Source organism: Psychrobium sp. MM17-31, from assembly GCF_022347785.1.
Taxonomy (GTDB): Bacteria; Pseudomonadota; Gammaproteobacteria; order Enterobacterales; family Psychrobiaceae; genus Psychrobium.
In genome coordinates this window covers 218045-241350 of sequence record NZ_JAKRGA010000005.1, presented here as the reverse complement: position 1 = coordinate 241350, position 23306 = coordinate 218045, and the positions used below count along the sequence as shown (strand labels likewise).

Genomic DNA, 23306 nt, shown 5'->3' with positions numbered 1-23306 from the left:
ATTAATTAATGTGGCTATTTGTTGGACAATTGTGAGCAAAGTAACATTGAGACCTGTTTGATCTTGTACATCTCATCGTAAAGCCCAAGTGGTAACAAAGATTCATTCATCAAGTAGTTAGAGTAAATGCCATAAGCAACTAACTCAATTTGCTTGTGATCGGTTTCGGGATATTGCTGTTGGCATTCATTGATGAAATGGTCAACGAACTCTTGCATGGTTTTTTGCTGATGTTGCTTAATAGGCTCTAAACGTTTGGCTTCCGAGAAAATAGCTTCGCCAATCACGGTATTGTTAACCATCTCTTGAGTACGTGACGCGAAGAGTGAATCGACAAGGGCTTCGACGCGATTACTTTTCGGTAACCACGATAGTAAATCGAGCCACTGTTGGCTATATTTAGCTGACCAACGTTCACTTAGCGCGACTATAATGTCGTCTCTATTACCGATGTAATGACGGAGAATAGTGCGTTTCATGTTGGCGGTTTCGGCGATATTTTCTAACGAAGTCGCTTGAATTCCTTTATCCAAAATACACTTTTCCAAGGCGTCTAAAATCTCTTCGCGACGCTGTCCTGCCATACTCGGCCTAGCCATAAAATAACCCCCTCTAAAATCAATTGAGACACTATAGCAAACTCGTTTTATTTGTCATGTTGACAATATTTACCGTGTAAGTGTAGCCTATAGTTTTTCAATATGAAAATTTATCGGTTTGTAACAGAGTGCTTGTGACAAAGTACTTGTGAAAAAGTGTTTCGTGAAAAAGAGCTTATGGCAGAGTGACTATATGACTGAAAATAATCTATTGCCCGTGACGGCATATACCCAACAACAGTTTTTTGAGCTTGAGCTGCGTCATATCTTTTCTGAAACTTGGGCCTTTGCCGGTTTTGTGGAAGAACTGCAAAATGATGGTGACTATTTAACAGTTCAGGCTGGCCTTAATAATCTTGTGGTCATTAAAAATGGCGAGCAGTTAGTTGCCTTTCACAATCGTTGTAAGCACCGTGGTACGCAGCTTGTTGAAGGCAAGGGCAATACCCGCGGCAAACTCACTTGCCCTTATCATGATTGGACTTATAACACTCAAGGTGAGCTGAAATCCTTACCTAAACACAAGCAAGAATTCGCAGGTTTGGACAAGACCTGTTACAACCTAACCACCGCTAATGTTGGCGTTTGGCGCGGCATGATTTGGGTGCACCCAGATATCAATGCAACACCACTGTCACAATGGTTTGCGCCGATTAATGATCATCTTGGGCCGCACGATGTCGAAAGTCTTATTGAGTCGAAAGATGATATCGTTGTTGAAGAAATTAATGCCAATTGGAAAATTGTCGCCGAAAACTACATCGATCATTACCACCTAGCCCAATTACATGCTGGCACGCTTAGCATGTACAACCACAAAAAGGCAGAGTTTGGCTTTGAAGGACCACACTTTAGGTTTTGGGAGCCGCTGAGTGACGATTATCAAAAGGATCTCGCTAAAAATTCACCGATGCCGTTAGTTTATGAGGCAAGCGAGGAAAACAAAGGTACTTGGGTTCCACTGTTGTTTCCTGGCATTGGTTTGGCGGAGTCAGAATCGAGCTGGTCGATCTTTCAAATCATCCCCATCGCCGTTAATAAAACTCGGGTGGTAGTACGCACTAAAGTCGCCAATAAATCTGGCTTTGAATTTATGAAACAAAGCGCACTTAGCGCTAGTTATTGGAGCAATAAGGTCAAAGCAAAAAGCGGCAGCCACGACGCAAAGCATGCTCTGGGCTCTGCCGATTTCATGCAAGAAGATATCTACGTTTGTGAACAGCTACAAAGAGCCATGCAAAGCCCGTATTTCGAGATGGGACCTTCGGCACTTCATGGCGAGCTACCCATTCGCCAACACCAAAAACTCGTTTGGAATTGGGTTGGCGAGTACTATAACGCTAAATAAAAGCAACGATAGATAAATGCTAATAATTTAAAGACTTTAACGACGATTCGTTATATTTTTATAGCGCTATTGGTTTATTGCTAAGGAAAGTCATGTTGAAGTCTTTATCTGTTTTATTGTGTTGTTTGTGTCTGACCGCTTGCGTGTTTTCCAGCGGTGAGCAAGTCGATAAACCCCAAGAGCAGTTATTAGTTGAAAAAATCACAACAGATGCCGCTGAAAATAAAGACATCAGGCAAATCAATATTCACTTCAATCGCGATATCGCTCTGTTGGGCGCAGCTCCTACTGCGCAACAAGTCCAAGCGGTAAAGTTATCTCATAGCCTCAATCAACAGTGCCAATGGCGATTTATTCAACTCAATATCCTGTCGTGTGATCTGAAAACAAGCCTTAAATACATGACACATTATCAAGTGTCGATTGATGATTCTTTTAGTGCGCTAGGAAAAACTTTAGCTGAGCCTGCGAGCTTAACCTTGTCGACACCTGTGCCTGAAATGGAATTGCAAGTTGAACGCAGAGAAAAAGATTTTCCTATATCTTTTATGATATTAGGCCATAAGTTACTGCAAGTTGAATCTCATGAATTACAAGAGGTAATAAAAGTTGTATCGCCAACGAATAAACGCTATTCGATAAAAATAGAGCGTAGAAAAAACGATAGATATTATGAGTGGATTGCGTCAATTGAGCAATTTCCCGAATTACCAGAACACGGAAAGTATAAAATTGTATTGCAAGAAGGTTTTAGGGCGTCTGAACATCAATATGCATTATCGAAAGATGTCATTATAGAATCTTTCCGATATAGCGATAGAACTGAGTTTTATGGTTTTGTTTGTCCAGAAGAGGGATATCCATATGATTATCGAGAAATAGAGATTGATGAAAATGGTATTTTGCCCTGTTCGCCAGAGCGTATGGGATTGGCTTTTTCGCCTGTCGTGTTTGATCAATTATCTGGGCGCTCAGAATATCGCAGTTTAGATTGGATAAAAGGACCTAAGGCTATTAGTGATTATCGACGAACTCACTTTGAAGAAAATATATATAGATTTCATTTAACTGGAGATTCAGATTATCTGCTGAATTTATCTAAGTTAACAATAAATGGTCAACCACAATCACATCTGCCGAACATTGAGTTTAAAACGCGCCCTGCAACTCCCTATTGGTATTTAGCTAAGCAGCAAAATTCTGTTGTTGAAGCCGATGTGAATGTGGCTCCTGTATTACTACGTCGCAACGTTAACCCATTGAAACAGCGTATTACTTCTATCAATAGTAAAGATGAGCTACAACGCTTTTTGAATGGTGAATTAACAGCTATTGTTGAAGATATGATAGAAACTGATGAGGTCAAGCGGGACAAAGCGCCACAGAGCATTGAATTTCAGAAATATTTATCGTCAAACTCGGGATTAGTTCATATTGAATTCTCAGGCAGATCATTGGCGCATTTTCTTAGGCACGATTTTGAAGATAGGACAGAATCAAATGTTTTTAATTCTGCGTCACATAACATAGCGATTTGGAATGGTTTAGAACTCGTTGTTCAGACTATCGATTGGGATGCTAACCCCATCAGAAATGCAGAAATTAGTTTAGTGTGTGAGGGGCTAGCTAGTCCACGAACTATTGGCCACACCAATCAAAATGGTGTGTTAATGTTAAATCAAACTGAGTGGCAAAGCCATTATCAGTTGTCCTTAAATCGTAATAGTGAGTGTTGGTTATGGAGTGATAATAGTGGCCAAACTTCAGCAATTAAACTGGCCGCCCCAAGTTTGCGATTAAAGCATAAAGTTAAAGCTCAGGCATGGTCTACTCAGCCCCTATATAAACTTGGAGATAAAGTAGATATCGGTTTTATCGCACGGTATCGAAGTGAAAAAGGGTTGGTGCCATTAACGTCATTAGACAATTATCAATTACTACTATCAAAACCAAACGGCAAGAAAATTCCTTTGTCTTTTGGCGAATTAAGCAATATGGGATTTGCGGCTACTAGTTTGGAGCTAGAAGGTGATTATAGCCAAGGTTTTTATGACATAGTGCTTAAAGATGCTTCTGGTTTACAGCAGGATATAGGTTCTTTTATTGTCACCGAATTTACACCTCCCGAATTTGATTTAAAAGTGAATATGCCAGGTGTCGCTCTAAAAGGTGAACCGTTATCAATTGATGTCACTCATCGCCGTATGAATGGTACAGCGTTAAAGCAGGCTAAAGCCAATGTACATTTTGAGTTATCTCGAAAATGGAGAGAGCCAAATAGCTGGCCAAGCGATTATGATTATATTGGTTATGGCGCTTTCAAAAACAATAAAAATGGCAAAGAAAAGGGGGGGCAATATAACATCGAACTTGATGATGATGGCGGAACTTCCATTAAACTAGAACGTTTTGAGTCAACTGTGCCATACGCTAAGTTGAGAATTAATACAGAAGTTATTGCACAAGATGGTAGCTCATTAAAAGATATACGAGATATATCTTATTTCTCGCGAACTCATTACATTGGTACTCGTTACGATAAAAAGCAGCAAAAACTAGAATTAATTGGCATCGATTACCAAGGTAAAAAATTAACTGATATTCCAGTTGTTGTTAGTGTTTACCGCGACCCCGTAGAACGTGGTGAGCCACCTATTTTAGTTAAAACTTGTCGCTTATCAGGACTGCCCGCAAGCTGCCCCATTGAGCAAGAGCATGAAACATTAGATGTTGTTATTGAAAGTGGTCATGAGCAATATCGCTGGAAGCGAAATGTCTATTCTAATACTCCTCGAAAGCCTCGCCCTAGTGAGTTGAAGTCAGCTATCAAGTTAAGTGTCAAAAACGAAGGTTCGATTGTTAGTGGCCAACCAATTAAGGTTATTTTAAATTCACCATACAGTGGGATAGTTAATTTAATTTTACATACTGGCAGTGTTAAAAAAGTCTGGCAACAATCTGTTGGTGAGGGAATTAACACAATTGACTTAGTCGCTGATGACACTTGGATACCTTCAGCAAAATTGTACGCTTCTGTTCCGGTGCCTCGAAAAACAGCGAGTCAAGTTATCATTGGTCAGCTAGAGCGGTTAGCTAAAACAGATGAATTGGAAAGCTATCATCTGAGTCAACTAGGCGCGCAGCGCTTATTGACTGATGACGTAACTATCACTGTAAAATCAGCTATAACAACGCCCAAGACTCGTTTAACTATTGATAGCCAAGCAGTCGAAGCGGGTCAAAGAATTAATATCACGGTGGAAGCTGACCAACCATCAGAGAGTCAGTTATGGCTGCTTAATGACGCATTGCTAAGTTATTTTCCATATGCCATGAATGATTACGATTTTAAATCGAAAGTGTTTAAAGGGCTGCGTTATGAATACCCAATGTCAAAGAGTGATCTAAGCGATGAACTAGCCATAACCTCATTAATAGCAGGCATAAGAGACTCTAATATAGAGAGTCCTATGCTAGCGGGAATGTCGGGGATGCTATCTGATGGCAAAACATCAAGTAAAACAAGATTTAAACCTAAGCCACCACTGAGTAACAGTTTCGCAAGTTTAAAAGCTAAAGACAAAGACCAATTCGTTCAATCTAAAATGCTACAACGGCTCGAACTCAAGGCTGGTGAACCGCAAACTATTAGCGTGCAGCTACCGCAGTTGGTTGGGCGTTGGAAAGTGGTGGCATTAACCGCGACCAAACTGACCTCATCTTTAGCGACATTGGATATTACGACTAAACGGCCTGTGGAATATTTTGTTGATGCGCCGACAGATGTCTATCAAATGGACCTTAGTCAATTAGCGGTAACCGCGATTAATCAGCAAGAAAAGCAGATTGAGGATACATTATCTCTTTGGGATGGTGATGTCTTAATCGGTGAGAAAAAGCTGCGGTTAGCTGCCGAAGAGCAGCGACGTGTTGTGTTTGACATGCCGACGTTAGCGACTGGCGATCACCTATTACGAGTCACCAGTGAGTTAGACAGTGATTACGTCAATTATCACCAAGTCTCTGTTGCACCGCCGATTTATCAGCAGCGCCAACAGTGGTTAGTTAAGCCGTCGCAATCGCAGCAGATTATTAAACCGAGTGCTGCAATCGAAGGTAGCATTTCACTTAATTATCAATCACTCGCTAATCAAGCCATCGATTGGCGAGCATTGGCTAGTTACAATCAAAGTTATCCTTATCAATGTTGGGAGCAGACAATATCTCGCGCGTTGAGTTATCAGAGTAATCCGCTCGCTAGTGAAGCGTGGCCGAAAGGGAAAGAAATTCTTCGCAATGAGATTGCGAGTAGGAAGTTATCGCGCGGCAATATTTCATATTTTGAAGGGATGAAGTCAGATAAATTTTTATTGGCATATACCTACCTAGTTAATGCATGGATGAAAGATGGCTTAAGTACTAAATTACCTGCTGTTGATAGTTATGGGGGATTAAAAGATAGTTTTGACGTTCGTTATGAAACCCCTAATAAATTAGAGCGCAGCATGGCCTTACTTGCATTGGCCACTCGAGGTGATATCACACTTGATGATGCGTTAAAGCAGCGTCAAGATATCGGATTCAGCGGGCCGTTCGCCAATGTATTACAGGCGCTAGCATTAAAAACATTAGGGGCTGATAAAGCGCTATATCTAGATAATTTATCGGCGGCTAATGATAATACTTACCTTGATGAGAGTACCAATACATACAACGACACTGCGCAGCAATGCTTTGCAGCCTTGGTGTACGAACAAGGCAGCGTTGAGCGCGAGCAATTAACTTCTCGGGTTATAGCCAAGCAACAGCAACTTGGCCACTTTGGGTCGACTTTTGCGAATGGTGTTTGTAGTTATCTATTAAAAGATCAGGGTGTTAAAGAAAATGCGCAGCCTAAATCTCTAAAGTTCACGCAAGCTGGCAATCAACTGCAATATCAGTTACCAGAGCAACAAGCACATTGGTTAACCATGGAATACCAGTTACCTTTAACTGAAGTCACAGCCCAGAACGCTGGACTAGATCTTAAACGTCAACGCTTTGTGCGCGTTGATGGAAAATGGCAACTAATAAATAGTAATACCGATCTACGAGTGGGTGATTTAGTGAAGACGACACTGTCGATTGGCTCCGCGATTCCTCGCACTCATCTTGCAATTACCGACGATGTAGCTGGTGGTTTGGAGGTGATTAGCCCTTGGTTACAGAATGTGTTTTACAAAGATAGTTCGAGCCGTGAGTGGAAGAGTAACAATCACATCGATATTCAAGATGGCAGAGTTACTTGGTATTTATTGGATTTACAGGACAAAGACAGCTACTCCTATTACAGTCGTGTGCGTCACGTTGGAGAATTTCAAACGGGACCTGCGATTGCTGAAGCTATGTATCGCACTGATGTTAAAGCGCGCACTAGCAGCTCTAGAGTTGTGATAAATGAGTGATCTAAATATTGTCATAGTTGGCGCTGGTAGCATTGGCTGTTATCTCGGTGGTTGTCTGATTGCTGCCGGCGCTGAAGTGACGCTAGTTGGTCGTGAGCGGATGCGTCAGCAGATTGCTGAACATGGTTTGAGAGTAACTGATTGGCAAGGGCGTGATAGCAATCTTTCCTCCGAACAGGTTAGTTATTCGCTTGATATGTCATCGTTACAAGATGCCGATGTGATTTTAGTGACGGTGAAAAGCGGCGATACACGAACTGTGGCGCAAGAAATTGAAGTCCATGCATCACCTCAGGCATTGGTAGTGAGTCTGCAAAACGGTGTTAGTAATGTCGATGTACTTAAAGAGTACCTTCCAAAATTTAATGTCTTAGCGGCAATGGTGCCTTTTAATGTGCTTAGCAAAGGTGATGGCCATTTTCATTGTGGCACCGAAGGAAGTTTGGCGTTGGCGGATCCTGACAATTTGTCACAGCTATTGATTGATGCATTGGCTACGGCGCAGTTGTCCGTTGATACTTATGACGATCTAACCAATGTGCAGTGGACTAAGTTGTTACTCAATTTAAATAATGCAATCAATGCATTATCTGGTATTCCGCTCTTGGAACAATTATCCAACCGTGCTTATCGCTTGATTTTGGCGCAGGCGATTTCTGAGGCACTCGCTGTTTATCGCGCCGCAGGTATCACGCCTGTTAAATCGGGCAAGGTGATTCCGCAAATTATTCCTCATGTCTTATCGCTACCAACTTGGCTTTATAAAATCGTTGCCTCATCGATGCTTAAGATAGATCCAACGGCACGCTCATCGATGTATGAAGATTTTGTATTGGGACGTAAAACCGAGATTGACTATCTCAACGGCGCTATCGTTAAACTGGCACAGCAGCAGGGTTTAAATGCTCCCGTAAACTCAGCCGTTACGGGCTTGGTGAAAGAAAATGAGTTAGGTGGTGCATCACCCAAGCTATCCCCTCAAACAATCTTAAAAGCGATAAATAGCATTAACTGATTGAATCTAATCTAGAAAAAAACATCTTGAAACACTATGTGCGATGCTTGTCGCATTTTGTTGTTGACTTGTGTGCGACAGTTGTCGCATTATGGCGCTCGTTGAATCAAATTGACGAGATGATGTTATGCAACCAACGGCTCCGGAATTGGAAATACTCAAATTATTGTGGCAAAACCAGCCGCGTAGTGCTCGTGATCTACACGATGAAATTGAAGTGCAATTTCATTGGAGTTATTCGTCAACGCGTAAAACGCTAGAGCGAATGGGCGAGAAAGGGTTGGTGAGTATCAGCAGCCAAGGGAATAAGAAACTTTATACGGCTCAAGTGGATAAGGTGAAAACTTTAGCGAGTTATGCCCAAGATTTTGCCAGACGAATTTTCGAATTAGATGGCCCGTTACCAGTCGCTATGTTCGCCGACAGTAAGCTCATCGATGATGGTGAAATTGCTGATTTGGAAAAGCTGCTTAAAGGTTTGAGCGACGACAAAGAGGCGTAAGGCAATGGATATTCTCTCTTTATTCGGCGGTTATGAATCTCAATTAATGCTGTTTGTGTTTTGGAGCGCGATACTCTACGGCGTTGCCTTAATGCTTGAACGATTTTGGCCGCAGCTGATCCAATGGTCACGATTTTGGCAAGCGTGGATTTTGTTAGCGTTAGTGCCACTGATCCCTATATCCACGTGGCAGGAAAGTGGATTAATACCGCAGGTGTTAATCGATGCCTTTGAGCCAACTCAGCGAGTCGTCCCTATCGCACAACAAGCCGTTACTGCAGATGTTAGTGAGCTTATCTTTCTTAATTATCTCAGTGAATTAGTCGCTGGTGTACTTGTTCTAGGTACCATGTTGGCACTCGCTCGTTTTGCTATCTCTCTGTTGAAAACCCATCGCATTGTCCGTGAGTCACGTTGTCTTGAAAACGTGACTGCGCAGCATGTGAATTTTGAAGACTTTAAACTGGGCAAGAACACTCAGATACGGGTAACACAACAGCAGGTATCGCCGTTTGTATTCGGTTTTATTAAGCCGTGCATCGTAGTGCCAGACTCGGTGTTAGCCATGTCAAAAACACAGCTTAATTTACTCATTGAACATGAAGTTACTCATCTAAAAAATCGCGACCCGCAGATGGTAATAGCCCTGCGTTTAATAACGCATTTAGCGTGGTTTAATCCGCTGTTGCGCTTGATGGAAAAGCGTTTTCTGCAAGCGATGGAGCTTGAATGTGACCACCGAGTATTGAGTAACAATCCAACGCAACAACTCAACTATGCCAAGGCGTTGATCGCTTGTTTAAAGCTGACAAACAACAAACAAGAGAGTGGGTTAAGTGCTTATTTCTCTGGCGCTAAATTTGAAAAAAGTGATTTTGAACAAAGGATACGTGCAGCAATGAATTCGACAGAAACTAGAAAAATCAATAAATATTATCAGCTTGCGTTAATGGCGCTGGTGACTATTATGTTCACCTCAATAGTGATGGCTCAGCCTTTGGTAATGCCGTCTGATGAAGTGAAACCACAGCAAGGGATAGTGCCTGTCTCTGTTGGCCGCATTTCTTCCGACTATGATGAAATTAACGCGTTTCGTAGTAAAAAGCCCCATAAAGGCATTGATTTCGCGGCACCAACTGGCACAGAAATAGTCGCTAGTTTCGCTGGTGTGGTGAAGGTTGCTGACGATAGTACCTTACATCGCAATTACGGCAAGGTGATTTTATTAGAGCATCAAGATGGTGTGAAAACACTTTATGCTCACTTAGATAGCTTGAATGTTCAAGTTGGTGAACACGTTAGCGCCGGTCAGAAAATTGGTACTGTGGGCACTACTGGCCGTGTTACAGGCCCGCATTTACACTTTGAAATGCTCAATCAAGAGCAGCGAGTAAACCCGCGTGTTTATTTAAAATTATAAGAAATTAGGAACACATTAATGAAAAAACTGACGTTAGTTAGCGCGACCTTGTTGTTGGCCGCCTGTCAGCAAACACCGCAAGTTATGGTGGACAAGAAGGAAACCAATCAGCAGCCTGAGGCTGTAAAAGTTGAAACTGTTGTTGAAGTAAAAGAAGAAGTTATTGCGCCGAAACCGTTAGCACCACACGAGCACGAAGATGTGTGGCAACGCATCCGTTCACAGCTATCGATTGATGTGCCTGATCAGCCTGCGGTAGAGAAATGGAAAAAGTATTACCTTAGCCATCCGCGTTTTATGGCGACAATTTCAAAACGCGCTGAGCCCTATTTGCATTACATAGTGACGGAGATTGAAAAGCGCAATATGCCAGTGGAATTGGCCTTGTTGCCGATTGTTGAAAGTGCTTATCTCCCTTATGGTGTTTCTCACAAGAGTGCTGTTGGCCTGTGGCAATTTATGCCAGCCAGCGCTAAGCGTTTTGATGTACGTATTAACAAGTGGTTTGACGGCCGTCGTGATGTCATTGAGTCAACTAATGCAGCGTTGTCATATTTTGAATTCTTCCACGACACCTTTGATGAAGATTGGCTCAATGCCGTTGCCGCCTTTAATTCAGGCGAAGGGCGGGTTGGTCGTGCAATTGCGCGCAACAAGAAAGCGGGTAAGAAAACTGACTTTTGGTCATTAAAATTGCCGTTAGAAACCAATAACTTTGTTCCTAAATTGCTAGCAATTGCTGATATTTTGAAACATCACGAAAGCCTCAATTATGAGTTCACGCCAATTGCTAATAAGCCAGCTATCGACTTTGTAGCAATCAATAATCAGCTTGATTTAGAACTTGCGGCGAAATGGAGTGATGTTGATATTAATCGCCTGCAGCAACTCAATCCTGGCCTTAACTTTTTAGTGACCATGCCAAACCAGCAGCATCAAGTAGTTATGCCTGCTGACAAAGCTCAATTACTGCGTGATAAATTGGCGCAAACGGATCCTAAAGAGTGGATGCGTTGGCTTGAATATAAAGTGCGCTCAGGCGATAGCTTAAGCCGCATTGCCGCCAAGCATGATAGCAAAGTGAGTGAAATCAAAGCGGCTAACGATTTATCTTCTAACAGGATTTATATTGGTCAAACGCTAGCGATCCCTTTGGTAGATTTTGATAAGTCGATGTGGCGCAGTGCCACCAAAAAAGGTCGTAAGGTGATTCACACGGTGAAATCAGGCGATAATTTATGGGATATTAGCCGTGCCTATAAGGTATCGGTAAAAGATATTGTACGTTGGAATCGTATTTCAGCTGGCAGCATTTTGAAGCTCAAACAAAAGCTTACTATCATTCAGTAGGCTTTGTTCATCAGCAGCTCGCTCCTGATAGTACTAGTTGCTGGTCGATTCTTTTTATATATCGGATTAACTGGCGGGTTAGTTGGATATGAATAACAGTGCTCGGTCAGGGGATTTTAATCATGGAATTAGTTGGCTAGCTCTGAATTTTTTTGTAAATACAAAGTAAACATCTTGTAACTACAATATCCCATAACTAAATTAATTCAATGACTTAAATTGATTAACATTAGTTACATATTTCCTCTTAACAAAGTAAACCTCATGGTTTACTCTTGTTGCGTTTTATAAAAAATAACAATAACAAATGTTTTGGCGAGCGCCGCTTTGGCACTGGTAAAACGCAACTTTAAAAAGGAAATCACATGCAACGTCTGCCCTCTGTGCGATTTTTGCAGCGATTGGTTTTGTTGTTAGGAGTAATCTTTACTTCAACGGCAATGGCATCGGCCTTACGAATGCCGGGACCCCATACCGATCGCGTACATCACACCCACATTAAAGCCACGCTCGATGCTGAAAAGCACCGCGTAAAAGCCGACATGACCCTGCGCTGGAAAAATACCACTGGTGTCGAGTTAACCGAAATTCCGTTCCATCTATATTTAAACGCATTTTCGCGCACCGACACTATTTTCATGACCGAAAGTAATGGTGGGCGTTTGCGTAACGATACACGTGAAGGCGATGACCAAGACAAATTTGGCTATGTTCACGTGACAGCAATCACCGACGCTAGTGGTGAAGATCAAGCACAAAATTGGCTCGTTGATGGCGATGTTGCAACGTATAAATTACCGCAGCCATTATTGCCAAACCAAGAAGTCACACTAAACATCGCTTTTACTAGCCAATTGCCTAAAGTCTTTGCCCGCAGTGGCCACAATGGCGATACTTTTAATTTTGTTGCGCAATGGTTCCCTAAACCGGGTGTTTATTACAATGGCCGCTGGGTAAACCACAACTATCACGCCAATACCGAATTCTTTGCTGACTTTGGTACTTACGATGTCGAAATTACCGCGCCAAGTGATTACGTTGTTGGTGCAACGGGTTATTTAGTCAAGAAAGAAACACAAGAAGCACTAACCACGCATCATTATCAAGCCGAAGACGTGCACGATTTTGTATGGACTGCTGATTCGAAATTTGCCGAAGCGACAGCAGAGTGGAATGGCATTACTATTCGTTTGTTACATCAAAAGCCGCTTTCTGAAAAATCTATTCAAAATCAGTTTGATGCGGCTAAGGCTTCGTTTGAATGGTTCGACAAACACGTTGGTGCTTACCCATACTCAACTATGACCTTAGTGCAACCGCCTGAAAATGCTGGCGGTGCGGCGGGTATGGAATATCCAACCTTGGTTACGACTATTACTGATCTCGATTACTCGGAATATATGCATGCTGCAGCGATGGTGACCATTCACGAAATTGGTCACAACTACTGGCAAGGTATTTTCGCTTCGAATGAGTTTGAAGAATCGTGGATGGATGAAGGCATCAATAGTTACACTGAAGGCCGTATCATGAGCGAAACACTTGGTCAGGCTAACATTGTGCAATTCGCACAATTTAGTGCCGATATGCCAACCATGCATCATGTACGTACTGCACAAACGCCAACCTTAGATCCAGTAAAGACTCACGGTTGGATGTATGTCGATCGCGGTGGTTACAGCACCAATTCATATTCAAAACCAGCGACAATTTTAAATACTGTCGAGCGCGTTTGGGGTGTAGAAAAAGTCGACCAACTGCTAAAAACTTATTACAAACGCTGGGCATTCAAACATCCGTCGACCCAAGACTTTATCGCTATTGCCGATGAAATCGATCCAAGCATGGCGCGTTACCTCAACGATGCTATTACCACCATTAAAAACATCGATTTTGAAGTGAAGTCTGCAACTAGTGGCAAGAAACAAGTTGCTGGTGGCTTTAGCTTTAGTGACGATAATGAAGAGCCGAGTTTTAATAAGCCTGAAAAGGGCGAAGGCTATGTTCACCGCGTAACCTTAGTACGCAACGGAGAATTACATCCACCGCAAGTTGATGTATTACTCACCTTTGCCGATGGCTCAACAGAAACGCGTCAGTGGCAGCCAGACAACACTATTCCGTGGACAAAATGGCAATGGGAATCAGACGTTAAACTAGTAGAAGTGATGATCGATCCAAAGTTTAAGGTGTTGTTAGATAAAGATTTTTCAAATAACACTAAGCGTCTTGGTAAGAAGAGTAATGAATCTTGGCGTTGGGCTATTTCGTTACTACAAAACATTCAGCATGCGTTTAGCATTGCGTTGCCACTTTAGGAGTCTGCTATGAAAAATACACTATCTCTAATGTGGCGCATGAAATGGATTGCCGTTGCTACATTGTTTATCGAAGCACTTATTTTGCTGCCGGCGTACTTTGTGTTCTATCGTTTTGGCGAAAAGAGTTTGGCGGTAAACTTGGCAGTAACCCCAGTGGGTTCTACCGAGCACGTCACCTTATTAATTGACGCCATTAGCAATAATCCAGCCTTTGTGTACGGTATCTTAGTATTACTGCTGAGTTTGCCATTGCTGTTTTTGAGCAAAATTGCACTCGCGGCTGGCACTATGGCTAGTGCTCAAGATGGCGAACTGAAATTATCAGTGTGGCTATCGCACGCTGGATGTAATTTATTCCCAGCCCTTGGCTTGTTCCTGCGCTGGATCTTAGTGCCAGTTATCTTTTGTGGTATCACCGCTGCGTTAGTCACTATGACCGACGGTACAGTTAAGAAGCTGATGTGGGCATTGCTAGTTATTGCGTGGCTATTTAGCCTATCGTGGTTTAGCTTTGCACTGAACTTTACAGTCGCTCGCGAGAAAAAAGCCTTGATCCGCGGCTTTGGCGTTCTACGTAAAAATATCAACCGCTTTGCCGTAACCGCTGCGATTTTCGTCGTAATTGGTGGCGCAATTAAACTTATGGACTTTTCGTACTTTAGCGCTAACAGTCACGCCGACACTGGCGTTGGTTTTGCTATCGTAATCGCGTTATTGCTAGGATTGGCAACGCGATTATTGGTCTTATTCTGGCAAACGTCACATGTCGAAGGTTGGCGAAAAGTCTCGTCGTAATTCGAGTTGTTAATACTTAAGCCCTTCTTCGGAAGGGCTTTTTTGTTCGGAAAGTTCTAAGGAATCGGGTTACACTTTGTAGCCAATTGTGAAATAGCGTGGATGCCATTTAGTGAATTATTCAAACATCTTGTCGTACTACAGGGATTGCTATCAAGAAGATAGCGCCGATTTAAATTTGTGGATGTTGCAAAAATTAAAGGCGGAAGATGTTTGGTATTTGCAGGGGCGTGATGACCTAGGCAGTGGTTTTTTACCTCGTTTACCATTGCCGACCGAGTTTGCGCAAACCATGCAAGGGCGGGTGGAAACTTACCAAAGAGAGCGTATTCTGCTCTATGTTAGTTTTATGGTGGTTGGCACGGTAGAGCTCAAAGGAGAGCGCAAACAGATTGCCGCCCCTTTATTATTCAACGAAGCTGCGATTGAAAACGATGAGCAGGGTTTCTGTTTTTCTACAGTAAATCAACAGCCTGAGCTAAATGAGACCTTAGTTGAGTTATTGCTACCCGAAGTCGATATTCATCAGCTGTTGCAAGACGAAGATAACCTGCAGGCGCCATCTTTGTGGACGTCATTGCTGGCGAATTCTCCTCACAATATTAATGCCCTCGAATTACTTAATTTTCCTCAATTGATGACGCAAGAGGATGTGAAAAAGGGGCTGCGCCGTAAAACGCTCTCTATATTGCCTGTTTCGATGTTGGCGTTTGTTGAGCGTGCTAGCAGTAGCCGCGGCGTGTTGCATGAACTGGAAAGTATCGCCGAACTCAATAGTGTATCCGCGCCTTTGGTGGAGCTGTTCTCTGACAACAAGCAGCAATTCAAAGCCAATAAAAAACTCAAATACGGTTATTTGCCGGGGCTGTTATCAACACCGCAACAAAAGGTGATTTCTATCGCTGCTAATGCGCAGTTGGGTTGTGTTTCAGGGCCACCGGGGACAGGTAAGAGTTACACCATTGCAGCGGTGGCGGCTGAGCATATGGCGCGTGGAGAATCGGTGTTAATAATCGCTAATAATGACGCTGCATTGGACGTGATTGGTGACAAGCTCGAACAAAATTTTGGCTTAGGTGGTGTGTCTGTTCGTGCTGGTAAAAAGGAGTTTTTAAAACAGCTTAAGAGCTATATTGCCGATTTACTCGCTGGTTATCTAACGGACGATAAACTCAATGGTAGCGAGGTGTGTGAAAAGGAGTTGCTGGAATTAAATCACTCGCTAACCGCACTTGAGCAGCGCTTTATAAAGTTCTGTAAAAAAGCCATTAAGCGCGGCCAGCGGCTGCACCAATTGAGCGAGCGGGATAGTGATTGGCTGTATAAATTTTATCTGTTCTTTGTTGGCAGCAAAATTGGTGGCTTGGCTGAGCAATGGCAAGCGTTGGGGCAAATCAATGATTTGAGTGTTAAGCGCGAGCTGGCTGCAGCCGAATTTTTAAGTGCCGTAAAAAATAGTAATTTGTTGTCGCTACTTAAAAATGATCGCCAATCATTACAAGCCTTTAATCAAGCGATTCGCAGTCGCACCTCAAAACGTCAAGCTGAGATGTTCGAAGACATTGAGTTTACGGCGTTGTTTAAAGCCTTTCCAGTGTGGCTAATGAGCCTCAACTCACTCTATCGCATTTTGCCATTGCATAAAGAAATGTTCGATGTGGTCATCATTGATGAGGCTACGCAATGTAATATCAGCAGCTGCTTACCAGCGTTATATCGCGCAAAGCGAGCTTTAATTGTTGGGGATACCAAACAGCTACGTCACTACTCGTTTTTGGCTAAATCCAAGGAAAGTCAGTTACTGACTAAGCATCAGTTGACCGATTTTCAAAGTGGCGTTGTAAGCTATCGTGACAATTCAATCTTAGATTTGTCATTGCAGGCCCTCAATTGTCAGCAACAAGTAGCGATGCTAGATGAACATTTTCGTAGCAAGCCCGAATTGATCGATTTTAGCAACCAGCAGTTTTACCAAAACAAACTCAAAATCATGCAACATCGCCCATGCACTAATAGCGGCTATTTGGACGTTGTGCGTGTTAACGGTGAGCGCGATGCCAAGGGTATCAACCAAGCAGAAACTAACGCGGTAATTGTCGCGATTAAGCAGCAAATTGCTAGCGACGAAGCGGCGGGAATTAATCACAGTATCGGCGTAGTTTCGCCGTTTAGACATCAGGCAGAACATATTGCTAAGGCAATAGAAACGACTTTTGATGAACAGCAAATCGCGATTCATAACTTACGTGCTGCCACGCCGTTCGGTTTTCAGGGGGAAGAGCGCGATATTATGCTCATTGCCTTTAGTGTTGATAACAACAGCACTCGCGCCGCGGCTTATCTCAATAAAGCGGATGTATTTAACGTTTGTATCACTCGTGCAAGGCAGCGACAGCAGCTATTTGTGTCCATCGATGAGCAATTATTACCTGATTCGAATTTACTGCGAAAATACTTAATGGCTACTGGTCAGTTCGAAGTGAACCACAGTCAAAATGCGTCGATTGACGCCTTTCAGCAAGCGCTGATGGCGCAATTAGCGCGCGATGATATCGAATCTTGGCCCGGCTATCACGTCGCTGGTGTTGAAGTGGATTTACTATGTCGCTTCAATGGTAAGTATCTGGCGTTAGATCTCATTGGTTATCCCGGCCCATGGGCAGATTTCTTTGAGCTTAATACTTATAAGGTGCTACAACGGGCAGGGATTGAGATTTTGCCTATTAGTTATGGCTTGTGGCTAACTGAGCCACAGCGATGTGTGGATGAAATCAAAAGCCGATTGAATAGCGAAATTTTCCCTAACAAGATGCAAAAAACTAAATAGACCAAACTTAGGTATTCAGAATGTTTGGTGTGCTTATTAAATTTGAATGCTTTATTGAAATAATCGATAGCACACCAGTTACTTTTCTTTAATGAAATACCTCCGTGTATTTCCCCCTATGGATAGCCTTCGGCTATTCAAATTTGTTCCAAACAAATTTGTGCGTCGCCACTAGAATATCTGGAGTATTCTTGGACTGCGTTAGCAGGTCGCGTAGCGATAAGTCTCAGGACGAGACTTACAAAGAAAAGTAACCAAAAGAAAGGCGACCCGAGGTTTAGCGATTATTCTTAAATGATAAATTGACTTATCAAAGCCGTATTTGATCCGCATCCATGCGGCAAATGCTCAAAAATCATCCCTGATTTTTGCTTTGGTCAATTTCTAATTTAAGACGCTAAACAGCGGGAATTATCCGCGCTGTATGTTTTTTATATCCAAGGTTGATTAGTGATTTTGATAAGAGCCTTTTTTCATTTACTCAACAACAACCAATCGCTTGTCGCGAGCTTTTAAGTTCGCTATTGCGTCTTTTCCCACGGTGCCTAGGACATCACGGCTGCCACTTTCGCTGACATTGCTTACTGTTAACCTATTGATGAGCCAGTTGTCGGCGACTTTTTCTAGCGCAAAATGATAGCGTCCAGAGACTGCCCAAAAGCCGTTATCGCCGTGCCAATGGCGAGCGATAAAATCAACGCCAACCATGGCGCTATCGTCTTTAGTAACCACATTGAGATTCGATAGCTCGTGATAAGTGGTATCGAAGCCCGGTAGAAATCCTGCCCATTGCTGCATTAATGATTGCGGTGTCGCTACGCTTGGCTCACCGCCGAAAATGGCGCGGTAGTCTAGGGTGATAGTCGGTGCAAATAATCGTCCGAGGTGAGCAAAAGCATTTTGATCTGCCAAGGCAGAAAAGCTGTAAATAGTCGAACGAATTTTGGCTTCGTCTTGGCTCATTGGGCTATGAGTTTTTGCGTTTGTTGTGCTGATCATTAGGGTCACCCAAATAGATAATAAAAACTTAAACTTCATGAGATTTTCCTCGCGGAATTGTCGGCAAACGCTTGATATAAGCACCTGCCGATAATCGCTAATTAAAGTGTTTTGTTGAAGAAGGCGGTTACCGCATCAACTGCATCGCTGATAGCCTTTGGTTGGTCGTAAAAATCGAACTGCGATACGCCGTCAAACCACACACTTGTTACATTGTCGCCTGCTGCATCTAGATACTGATGAGCGCCTGCTGGCAGAGCCATTGCTTCTGAAGCAACTAACAATACTGGCTTGTCTTGTGATTTCGCGCCTTGTTGAGCATCGTAGTTTAACCAGCCATCCCAAGACGCTAGATTGTATTTGTTGTCGTATTCTTTGATTAAACCGCGGTCGGTTTCCGTGTAGTACGGTGCTTGATACATTAGCGCGTCTTTGTTGGTCAGACTGGCGGCTTCGATAACCATAGGTTCGCTACTGTGTTGTGCTTTGTCTGCCACTGCTAATAGATTTTTCACGCTTTCTTCACCGCCGTAAATTGCTGTTGCCATCGCTTTATCGTGGAGCCATGGCGCTACAACTGCAACTGAGCTAATCTTGCCGTTACCGTTTGCGGCATCTAGCATGTAGCCAGAAGATGCACAGATCCCAAGACCAGCAATTTTATCGCCATTGATTTGATCTAGCTTGCTAACGGCGTTGATCACAGCGCTAATGTCACGGGTTTTACGAGTTGGATCTTCTAAATATGGCGTTGCGTCTTTCGATTGACCCCAGCCGCGAAAATCGAAAGTGATAGCTGCGTAACCCTTATCCGCTAACGCTTGGGCATAATTGGCTGGCATTTGTTCTTTAACCGTCGTCCAGGCTCCAGTAACAATGACAACAGGTGGTTTTTTAACGCCTTTTGGCAAATAAAGGTTTGCTGCTAGTTTTCCTACTTCAGTATTTAATTCAATTGCTTGCATTTTCTTTTCCACTAATTGCGTAGTTGGCGTTGCGTTAGCTGATGTGCCTAGGATGGCGGCCATTGCTGGAATTATGAGTTTTTTCAACATGAGTCTTGCTCCTGTGTGTTTTCGATGTTGAAAATAATAGCGAGTAGTGCCAATCAGTTATTGCAAATTAGTGCTCAGTTGATGGAAGATAATTGCTCGGTTTTGTACAAAACGAACAATGGGGTGATATGCGCTCGCAGTTAAAATTTTATAATCACAGCGATAACCAGCTTTCTAATTGCGGAGAGGTGTTAGATATTGAGCTGTCTAGCAGCGAGACGCCGTGGTCAGGGGTGATTTTAGAGCAGGGCAGTTCGCCGCACTTCTATCCTAATAATGTTTACACGCCTTATTTCTACTTTGCGTTGGCGTTGGATGAAGATCTCCATTGGCAGGCGATTAAAGATGGCAAGCTTACCAATATAACCACTACGCCGGGCAACATTTGGATCAATCCGCCTAACACGCCTTTTACTCACGATATTTCAGAGCCGTGCTACTTCTTGATTTTAGCAATTGAAGAGCAAGAATTTATGCGCCATTGCCCGTTAGATATTGATGCTAATAAGCTGGTTTTCTTAAATAACTACAATGTGTTAGATAAAACTATCCAAGGTATTCTCGAACTCTTTACGCTTGAATTACAAGGGCGCGCCAGCAATGGGGTTAGTTACAAAAACAATTTAGTGGCACTGCTCAGCACTCATTACATTCACAACTATTCAAATTATCTCGATCTTAAAGACAGCGCGCAGCAGACGTCGCGATTCGGTCAACAGCATATTGAAAAAATTGATAGTTATATTAGTGAACATTTGGGGCAGCAAATTACGGTGGAAGATTTAGCAGCCTTGGTTAATTGTAGCAAGTTTCACTTTTTACGAGAGTTTAAGAAGATAACTGGCTCAACCCCTTATCAATATTTGCTGCTTAAACGACTGCAACAAGCTAAACATCTGCTAACTACCAAGTCGCCCAACATTACTGACGTAGCACTGAGTTTGGGATTTAACGATCAATCACATTTTACTCGCGCTTTTAAAGGTCAATTTTCGCAAACACCGGGACAATACGTTAAGTCGCTGGAGACATAAAAAAGGCTCCTACCATTTTCTGTAGGAGCCGAAAACGAGGGGTTAGTCACGTGCTAACTAACCACTTCCACGAGGTATTCATGAATTATCGCATTGTCGTTCTCGTCAAACGACACCTGCCATAGTTCATTAACTAAAATATTCACCGCTTCACCACCAAAGGCTGACTCAGCGAAAGTCTCAGCTGTTAACCTTATACGCAGCTCTACTTCAAAGCGATCATCTGATAGCGCTTTTACTTGCATTTGCTCGACATCGTGGTCGCAGTTAGGCTTGAACGTGACTCGTGCCCCCTGATACCAATCCTTAAAGCCGGCGTGACCGTTAAACTCACCCTCTGGCATCACCAATCTAATATCCGATGCAAGATGCTTGGTAAATTGCTCGCTGTCTGGTGCCAGCACGTCAAACTTTTCAAACCACTGCGCCACAAACCTTTGGAGTTTGGCTTCTGGCGAGTCGATGAGATGGCTAATGCTAGTGATTAAGCGTTCGGCGTGATCTTGTGCCTTGGCTTGAACGTCGCTGAGTTTGTTGTAAACCCCTTCGATGTAAACCATGCCATGAGTAAAGATAGGCTCGGCAACTCGCATCCCAGCCAAATACGCGGTTTGTTGTAGTGGTTTAATCAACTCGGCAATTGGGAAATGATTGTAATTTAACGGCGTATAAGACTCTGCTGGGCCGCCAACGGTAAATGAAAGTATTAGCTCTTTGTCTTTGAGTTTGTCACCGTTAGCGCCGTAAGCAAAATCATAGGCGAATACGTCGTCGATCCACTTTTTGAGTAATGCTGGCACTGAATACCAATAAAATGGGAACTGTAACACGACCACCTGCGCTTCAATTAGTGCTTGTTGTTCGGCGGCGATGTCGATTTGATAGTCTGGATATAATGCATCGAGACGTCTAATACTCACATCGTTAAGCTCAGTACTTAGCGTATTTAAAATAACGGTGTTGGTGTTTGATTGAGCCAAGTTAGGGTGGCCTGAAATTACTAATACTTTGCTCATTATTTCGCTCCTAATGATTTGGCAAATTGGTTAAAGAAAGCGTCTGAGGCATAAAGGTCGCCTGAGAAGTTTTGTACTCGTTTGATTTTTCCGTCTTCCACTTGGTACAGCAGAATCCAATTAAGGTCGATGTTTTCACCTTGTAGGTTGCTAAATCCTCTATGCACATCAATAATATAGGTGTCATTGGCCGCTAAAATCATCACTTCGGCCTTAAATGCTGCGCGGCCGAGTAACGCAAAGAAATCACTGAACTCTTTAATGCCGCGCTTGGTGCCAGCAAGGGGATGGCGACCGGGAATATGCCACTCAACATCGTCGGCAACATACTTTTTAATTTCGTTAAGATCTCCTTTGCCATAGGCGGCAAAGAAGTTTTGTACTACTTTGAGTGCCGCGCTATTTTCTGAACCCTTGGCAATTGGATTAGCTGGTTTTGGCCATAGTTGTTGCTGATTAATGGCTTTAGCGTCTGCAATTTGTTGGATGTTATCGGCATGAGCAATCGTCGCCGTCATCGTCAATATGCTTAATGTCAGTAGCAATGCTTTCATGTTATGACCTCATTTCAATTGATTAATGAGCCATAGTTTATGAGATTTAATTATTTAAAATTAGATGATGCTTAGCTAAATTACTGTTAGCCTGTAACTAATAATAGTGTTATTGAGCTTGCTATGAATGGAACTACCTACAATCAGCTAATCATTTTCCACGCCATCGCCAATGAAAATAGCGTCAGTAAAGCGGCGCAAAAACTTGAAATGGCACCGCCGTCGGTGAGTAATGCTTTAAAAGCGCTAGAGAAAGAGCTCGGTTTGCCGCTGTTTACGCGAACAACACGGCGTATCGAATTAACAGAAGCAGGGGCTTTGTTATATGAGCGCACTTTAGCTAGCGTCAATGAGCTCAATTTTGCTGTGGAAAGTATTGGCGATTTAAGTAAGGTGCCCTCCGGCAAAGTACGGTTAACTGTGCCTAAGTTTGTATATCAGCACATGCTAAAGCCCATTTACGGTAAGTTTTGTCGTCGTTATCCCAACATTGAACTGGAAATATCCGTTAGTGATGCCGCCATCGATATCCTCAAAGATGGTTTCGATTTGGGCATTCGCTTTGGTGATCGCGTCGAACCTGAAATGGTGGCGAGACAGTTAACTAAACCTATGGTGGAAGCTTATTTTGCGTCACCGCAATACATAAAAGAACATGGCGTACCCCAGACTCCGAATGAACTAGAGCAACACAAACTTATTCAATATCGCTTTATTACTTCCAATCAAATTGCGCCATTATTACTTAATAACAATGGCGAAACCTTAACAGTTGATGTGCCAAATGCCTTGGTCGTTAACGATACTGACGTGATGTTAGACGCAGCGTTGCAAGGATTAGGGATCGGTAGAATGGTTGCGCCCATCATCGAACCTTATCTCGAAGATGGGCAGCTAATGCCAATTTTAAAGGATTACTGGTATCCCTATTCGCCGTTGTATGTGTATTTTCATCGCAATACTCAAAAAGCGAAGCGAGTCAGGGTGTTAATCGATTTCTTACTTGAAGAATTAGCCTCTTAAGCCA

General features: G+C 42.9%; 16 protein-coding genes. 11 read left to right on the top strand and 5 right to left on the bottom strand.

Annotated features, from left to right (window positions below; translation table 11 throughout):
• Positions 1-14: 14 nt before the first annotated feature.
• Positions 15-599 carry a TetR/AcrR family transcriptional regulator gene (locus MHM98_RS15785; RefSeq protein ID WP_239440326.1) on the bottom strand — a complete coding sequence of 195 codons (585 nt, stop codon included), beginning with the start codon at positions 597-599 and terminating at the stop codon, positions 15-17.
• A gap of 193 nt (positions 600-792) precedes the next feature.
• Here MHM98_RS15785 and MHM98_RS15780 point away from each other — a divergent pair, with 193 nt between their 5' ends.
• From MHM98_RS15780 to MHM98_RS15740, 9 genes are all read left to right on the top strand, one after another.
• Positions 793-1947, top strand: coding sequence for an aromatic ring-hydroxylating dioxygenase subunit alpha (locus MHM98_RS15780; protein WP_239440325.1), 1155 nt, complete (start codon positions 793-795; stop codon positions 1945-1947).
• Between the two features lie 92 nt (positions 1948-2039).
• Entirely contained in the window at positions 2040-7391 is a 5352-nt protein-coding gene (locus MHM98_RS15775) for a hypothetical protein (protein ID WP_239440324.1), read from the top strand.
• Positions 7384-8406: a 2-dehydropantoate 2-reductase gene (locus MHM98_RS15770; protein WP_239440323.1), complete on the top strand. Its 1023-nt coding sequence runs from the start codon at positions 7384-7386 to the stop codon at positions 8404-8406. The genes MHM98_RS15775 and MHM98_RS15770 overlap by 8 nt, the downstream gene beginning before the upstream one ends.
• A 127-nt stretch (positions 8407-8533) precedes the next feature.
• Positions 8534-8908, top strand: coding sequence for a BlaI/MecI/CopY family transcriptional regulator (locus tag MHM98_RS15765; protein ID WP_239440322.1), 375 nt, complete (start codon positions 8534-8536; stop codon positions 8906-8908).
• A 4-nt stretch (positions 8909-8912) separates the two neighbouring features.
• Positions 8913-10328 (top strand): M23/M56 family metallopeptidase, encoded by a 1416-nt coding sequence (locus MHM98_RS15760; RefSeq protein ID WP_239440321.1) that lies wholly within the window; start codon positions 8913-8915, stop codon positions 10326-10328.
• An 18-nt stretch (positions 10329-10346) separates the two neighbouring features.
• A complete protein-coding gene (locus MHM98_RS15755) occupies positions 10347-11678 on the top strand; it encodes a LysM peptidoglycan-binding domain-containing protein (RefSeq protein ID WP_239440320.1) in 1332 nt (443 codons plus the stop codon).
• Between the two features lie 365 nt (positions 11679-12043).
• Positions 12044-13996, top strand: coding sequence for a M1 family metallopeptidase (locus MHM98_RS15750; protein WP_239440319.1), 1953 nt, complete (start codon positions 12044-12046; stop codon positions 13994-13996).
• Between the two features lie 9 nt (positions 13997-14005).
• On the top strand, positions 14006-14794 hold the full coding sequence (locus MHM98_RS15745; protein WP_239440318.1) for a hypothetical protein: 789 nt from the start codon (positions 14006-14008) through the stop codon (positions 14792-14794).
• A 112-nt stretch (positions 14795-14906) separates the two neighbouring features.
• Positions 14907-17621: an AAA domain-containing protein gene (locus MHM98_RS15740; RefSeq protein ID WP_239440317.1), complete on the top strand. Its 2715-nt coding sequence runs from the start codon at positions 14907-14909 to the stop codon at positions 17619-17621.
• A 477-nt stretch (positions 17622-18098) separates the two neighbouring features.
• On the opposite strand, the gene MHM98_RS15735 is transcribed toward MHM98_RS15740, so the two are convergent.
• Both MHM98_RS15735 and MHM98_RS15730 read right to left on the bottom strand, forming a co-directional pair.
• Positions 18099-18659 (bottom strand): nuclear transport factor 2 family protein, encoded by a 561-nt coding sequence (locus tag MHM98_RS15735; protein ID WP_239440316.1) that lies wholly within the window; start codon positions 18657-18659, stop codon positions 18099-18101.
• Positions 18660-18721: 62 nt separating this feature from the next.
• Positions 18722-19675 carry an alpha/beta hydrolase gene (locus MHM98_RS15730; RefSeq protein WP_239440315.1) on the bottom strand — a complete coding sequence of 318 codons (954 nt, stop codon included), beginning with the start codon at positions 19673-19675 and terminating at the stop codon, positions 18722-18724.
• Positions 19676-19767: 92 nt separating this feature from the next.
• On the opposite strand from MHM98_RS15730, the gene MHM98_RS15725 reads away from it, so the two are divergent.
• On the top strand, positions 19768-20709 hold the full coding sequence (locus MHM98_RS15725; protein ID WP_239440314.1) for an AraC family transcriptional regulator: 942 nt from the start codon (positions 19768-19770) through the stop codon (positions 20707-20709).
• 53 nt (positions 20710-20762) lie between these two features.
• On the opposite strand, the gene MHM98_RS15720 is transcribed toward MHM98_RS15725, so the two are convergent.
• Both MHM98_RS15720 and MHM98_RS15715 read right to left on the bottom strand, forming a co-directional pair.
• The gene (locus tag MHM98_RS15720; RefSeq protein ID WP_239440313.1) at positions 20763-21725 is read right to left on the bottom strand and encodes an NAD(P)H-dependent oxidoreductase; all 963 of its coding nucleotides are present in this window, start codon (positions 21723-21725) and stop codon (positions 20763-20765) included.
• Positions 21725-22279: a nuclear transport factor 2 family protein gene (locus tag MHM98_RS15715; RefSeq protein WP_239440312.1), complete on the bottom strand. Its 555-nt coding sequence runs from the start codon at positions 22277-22279 to the stop codon at positions 21725-21727. Before MHM98_RS15715 ends, MHM98_RS15720 begins: the two co-directional genes overlap by 1 nt.
• Positions 22280-22402: 123 nt before the next feature.
• Here MHM98_RS15715 and MHM98_RS15710 point away from each other — a divergent pair, with 123 nt between their 5' ends.
• A complete protein-coding gene (locus MHM98_RS15710; protein WP_239440311.1) occupies positions 22403-23302 on the top strand; it encodes a LysR family transcriptional regulator in 900 nt (299 codons plus the stop codon).
• Positions 23303-23306 lie beyond the last annotated feature (4 nt).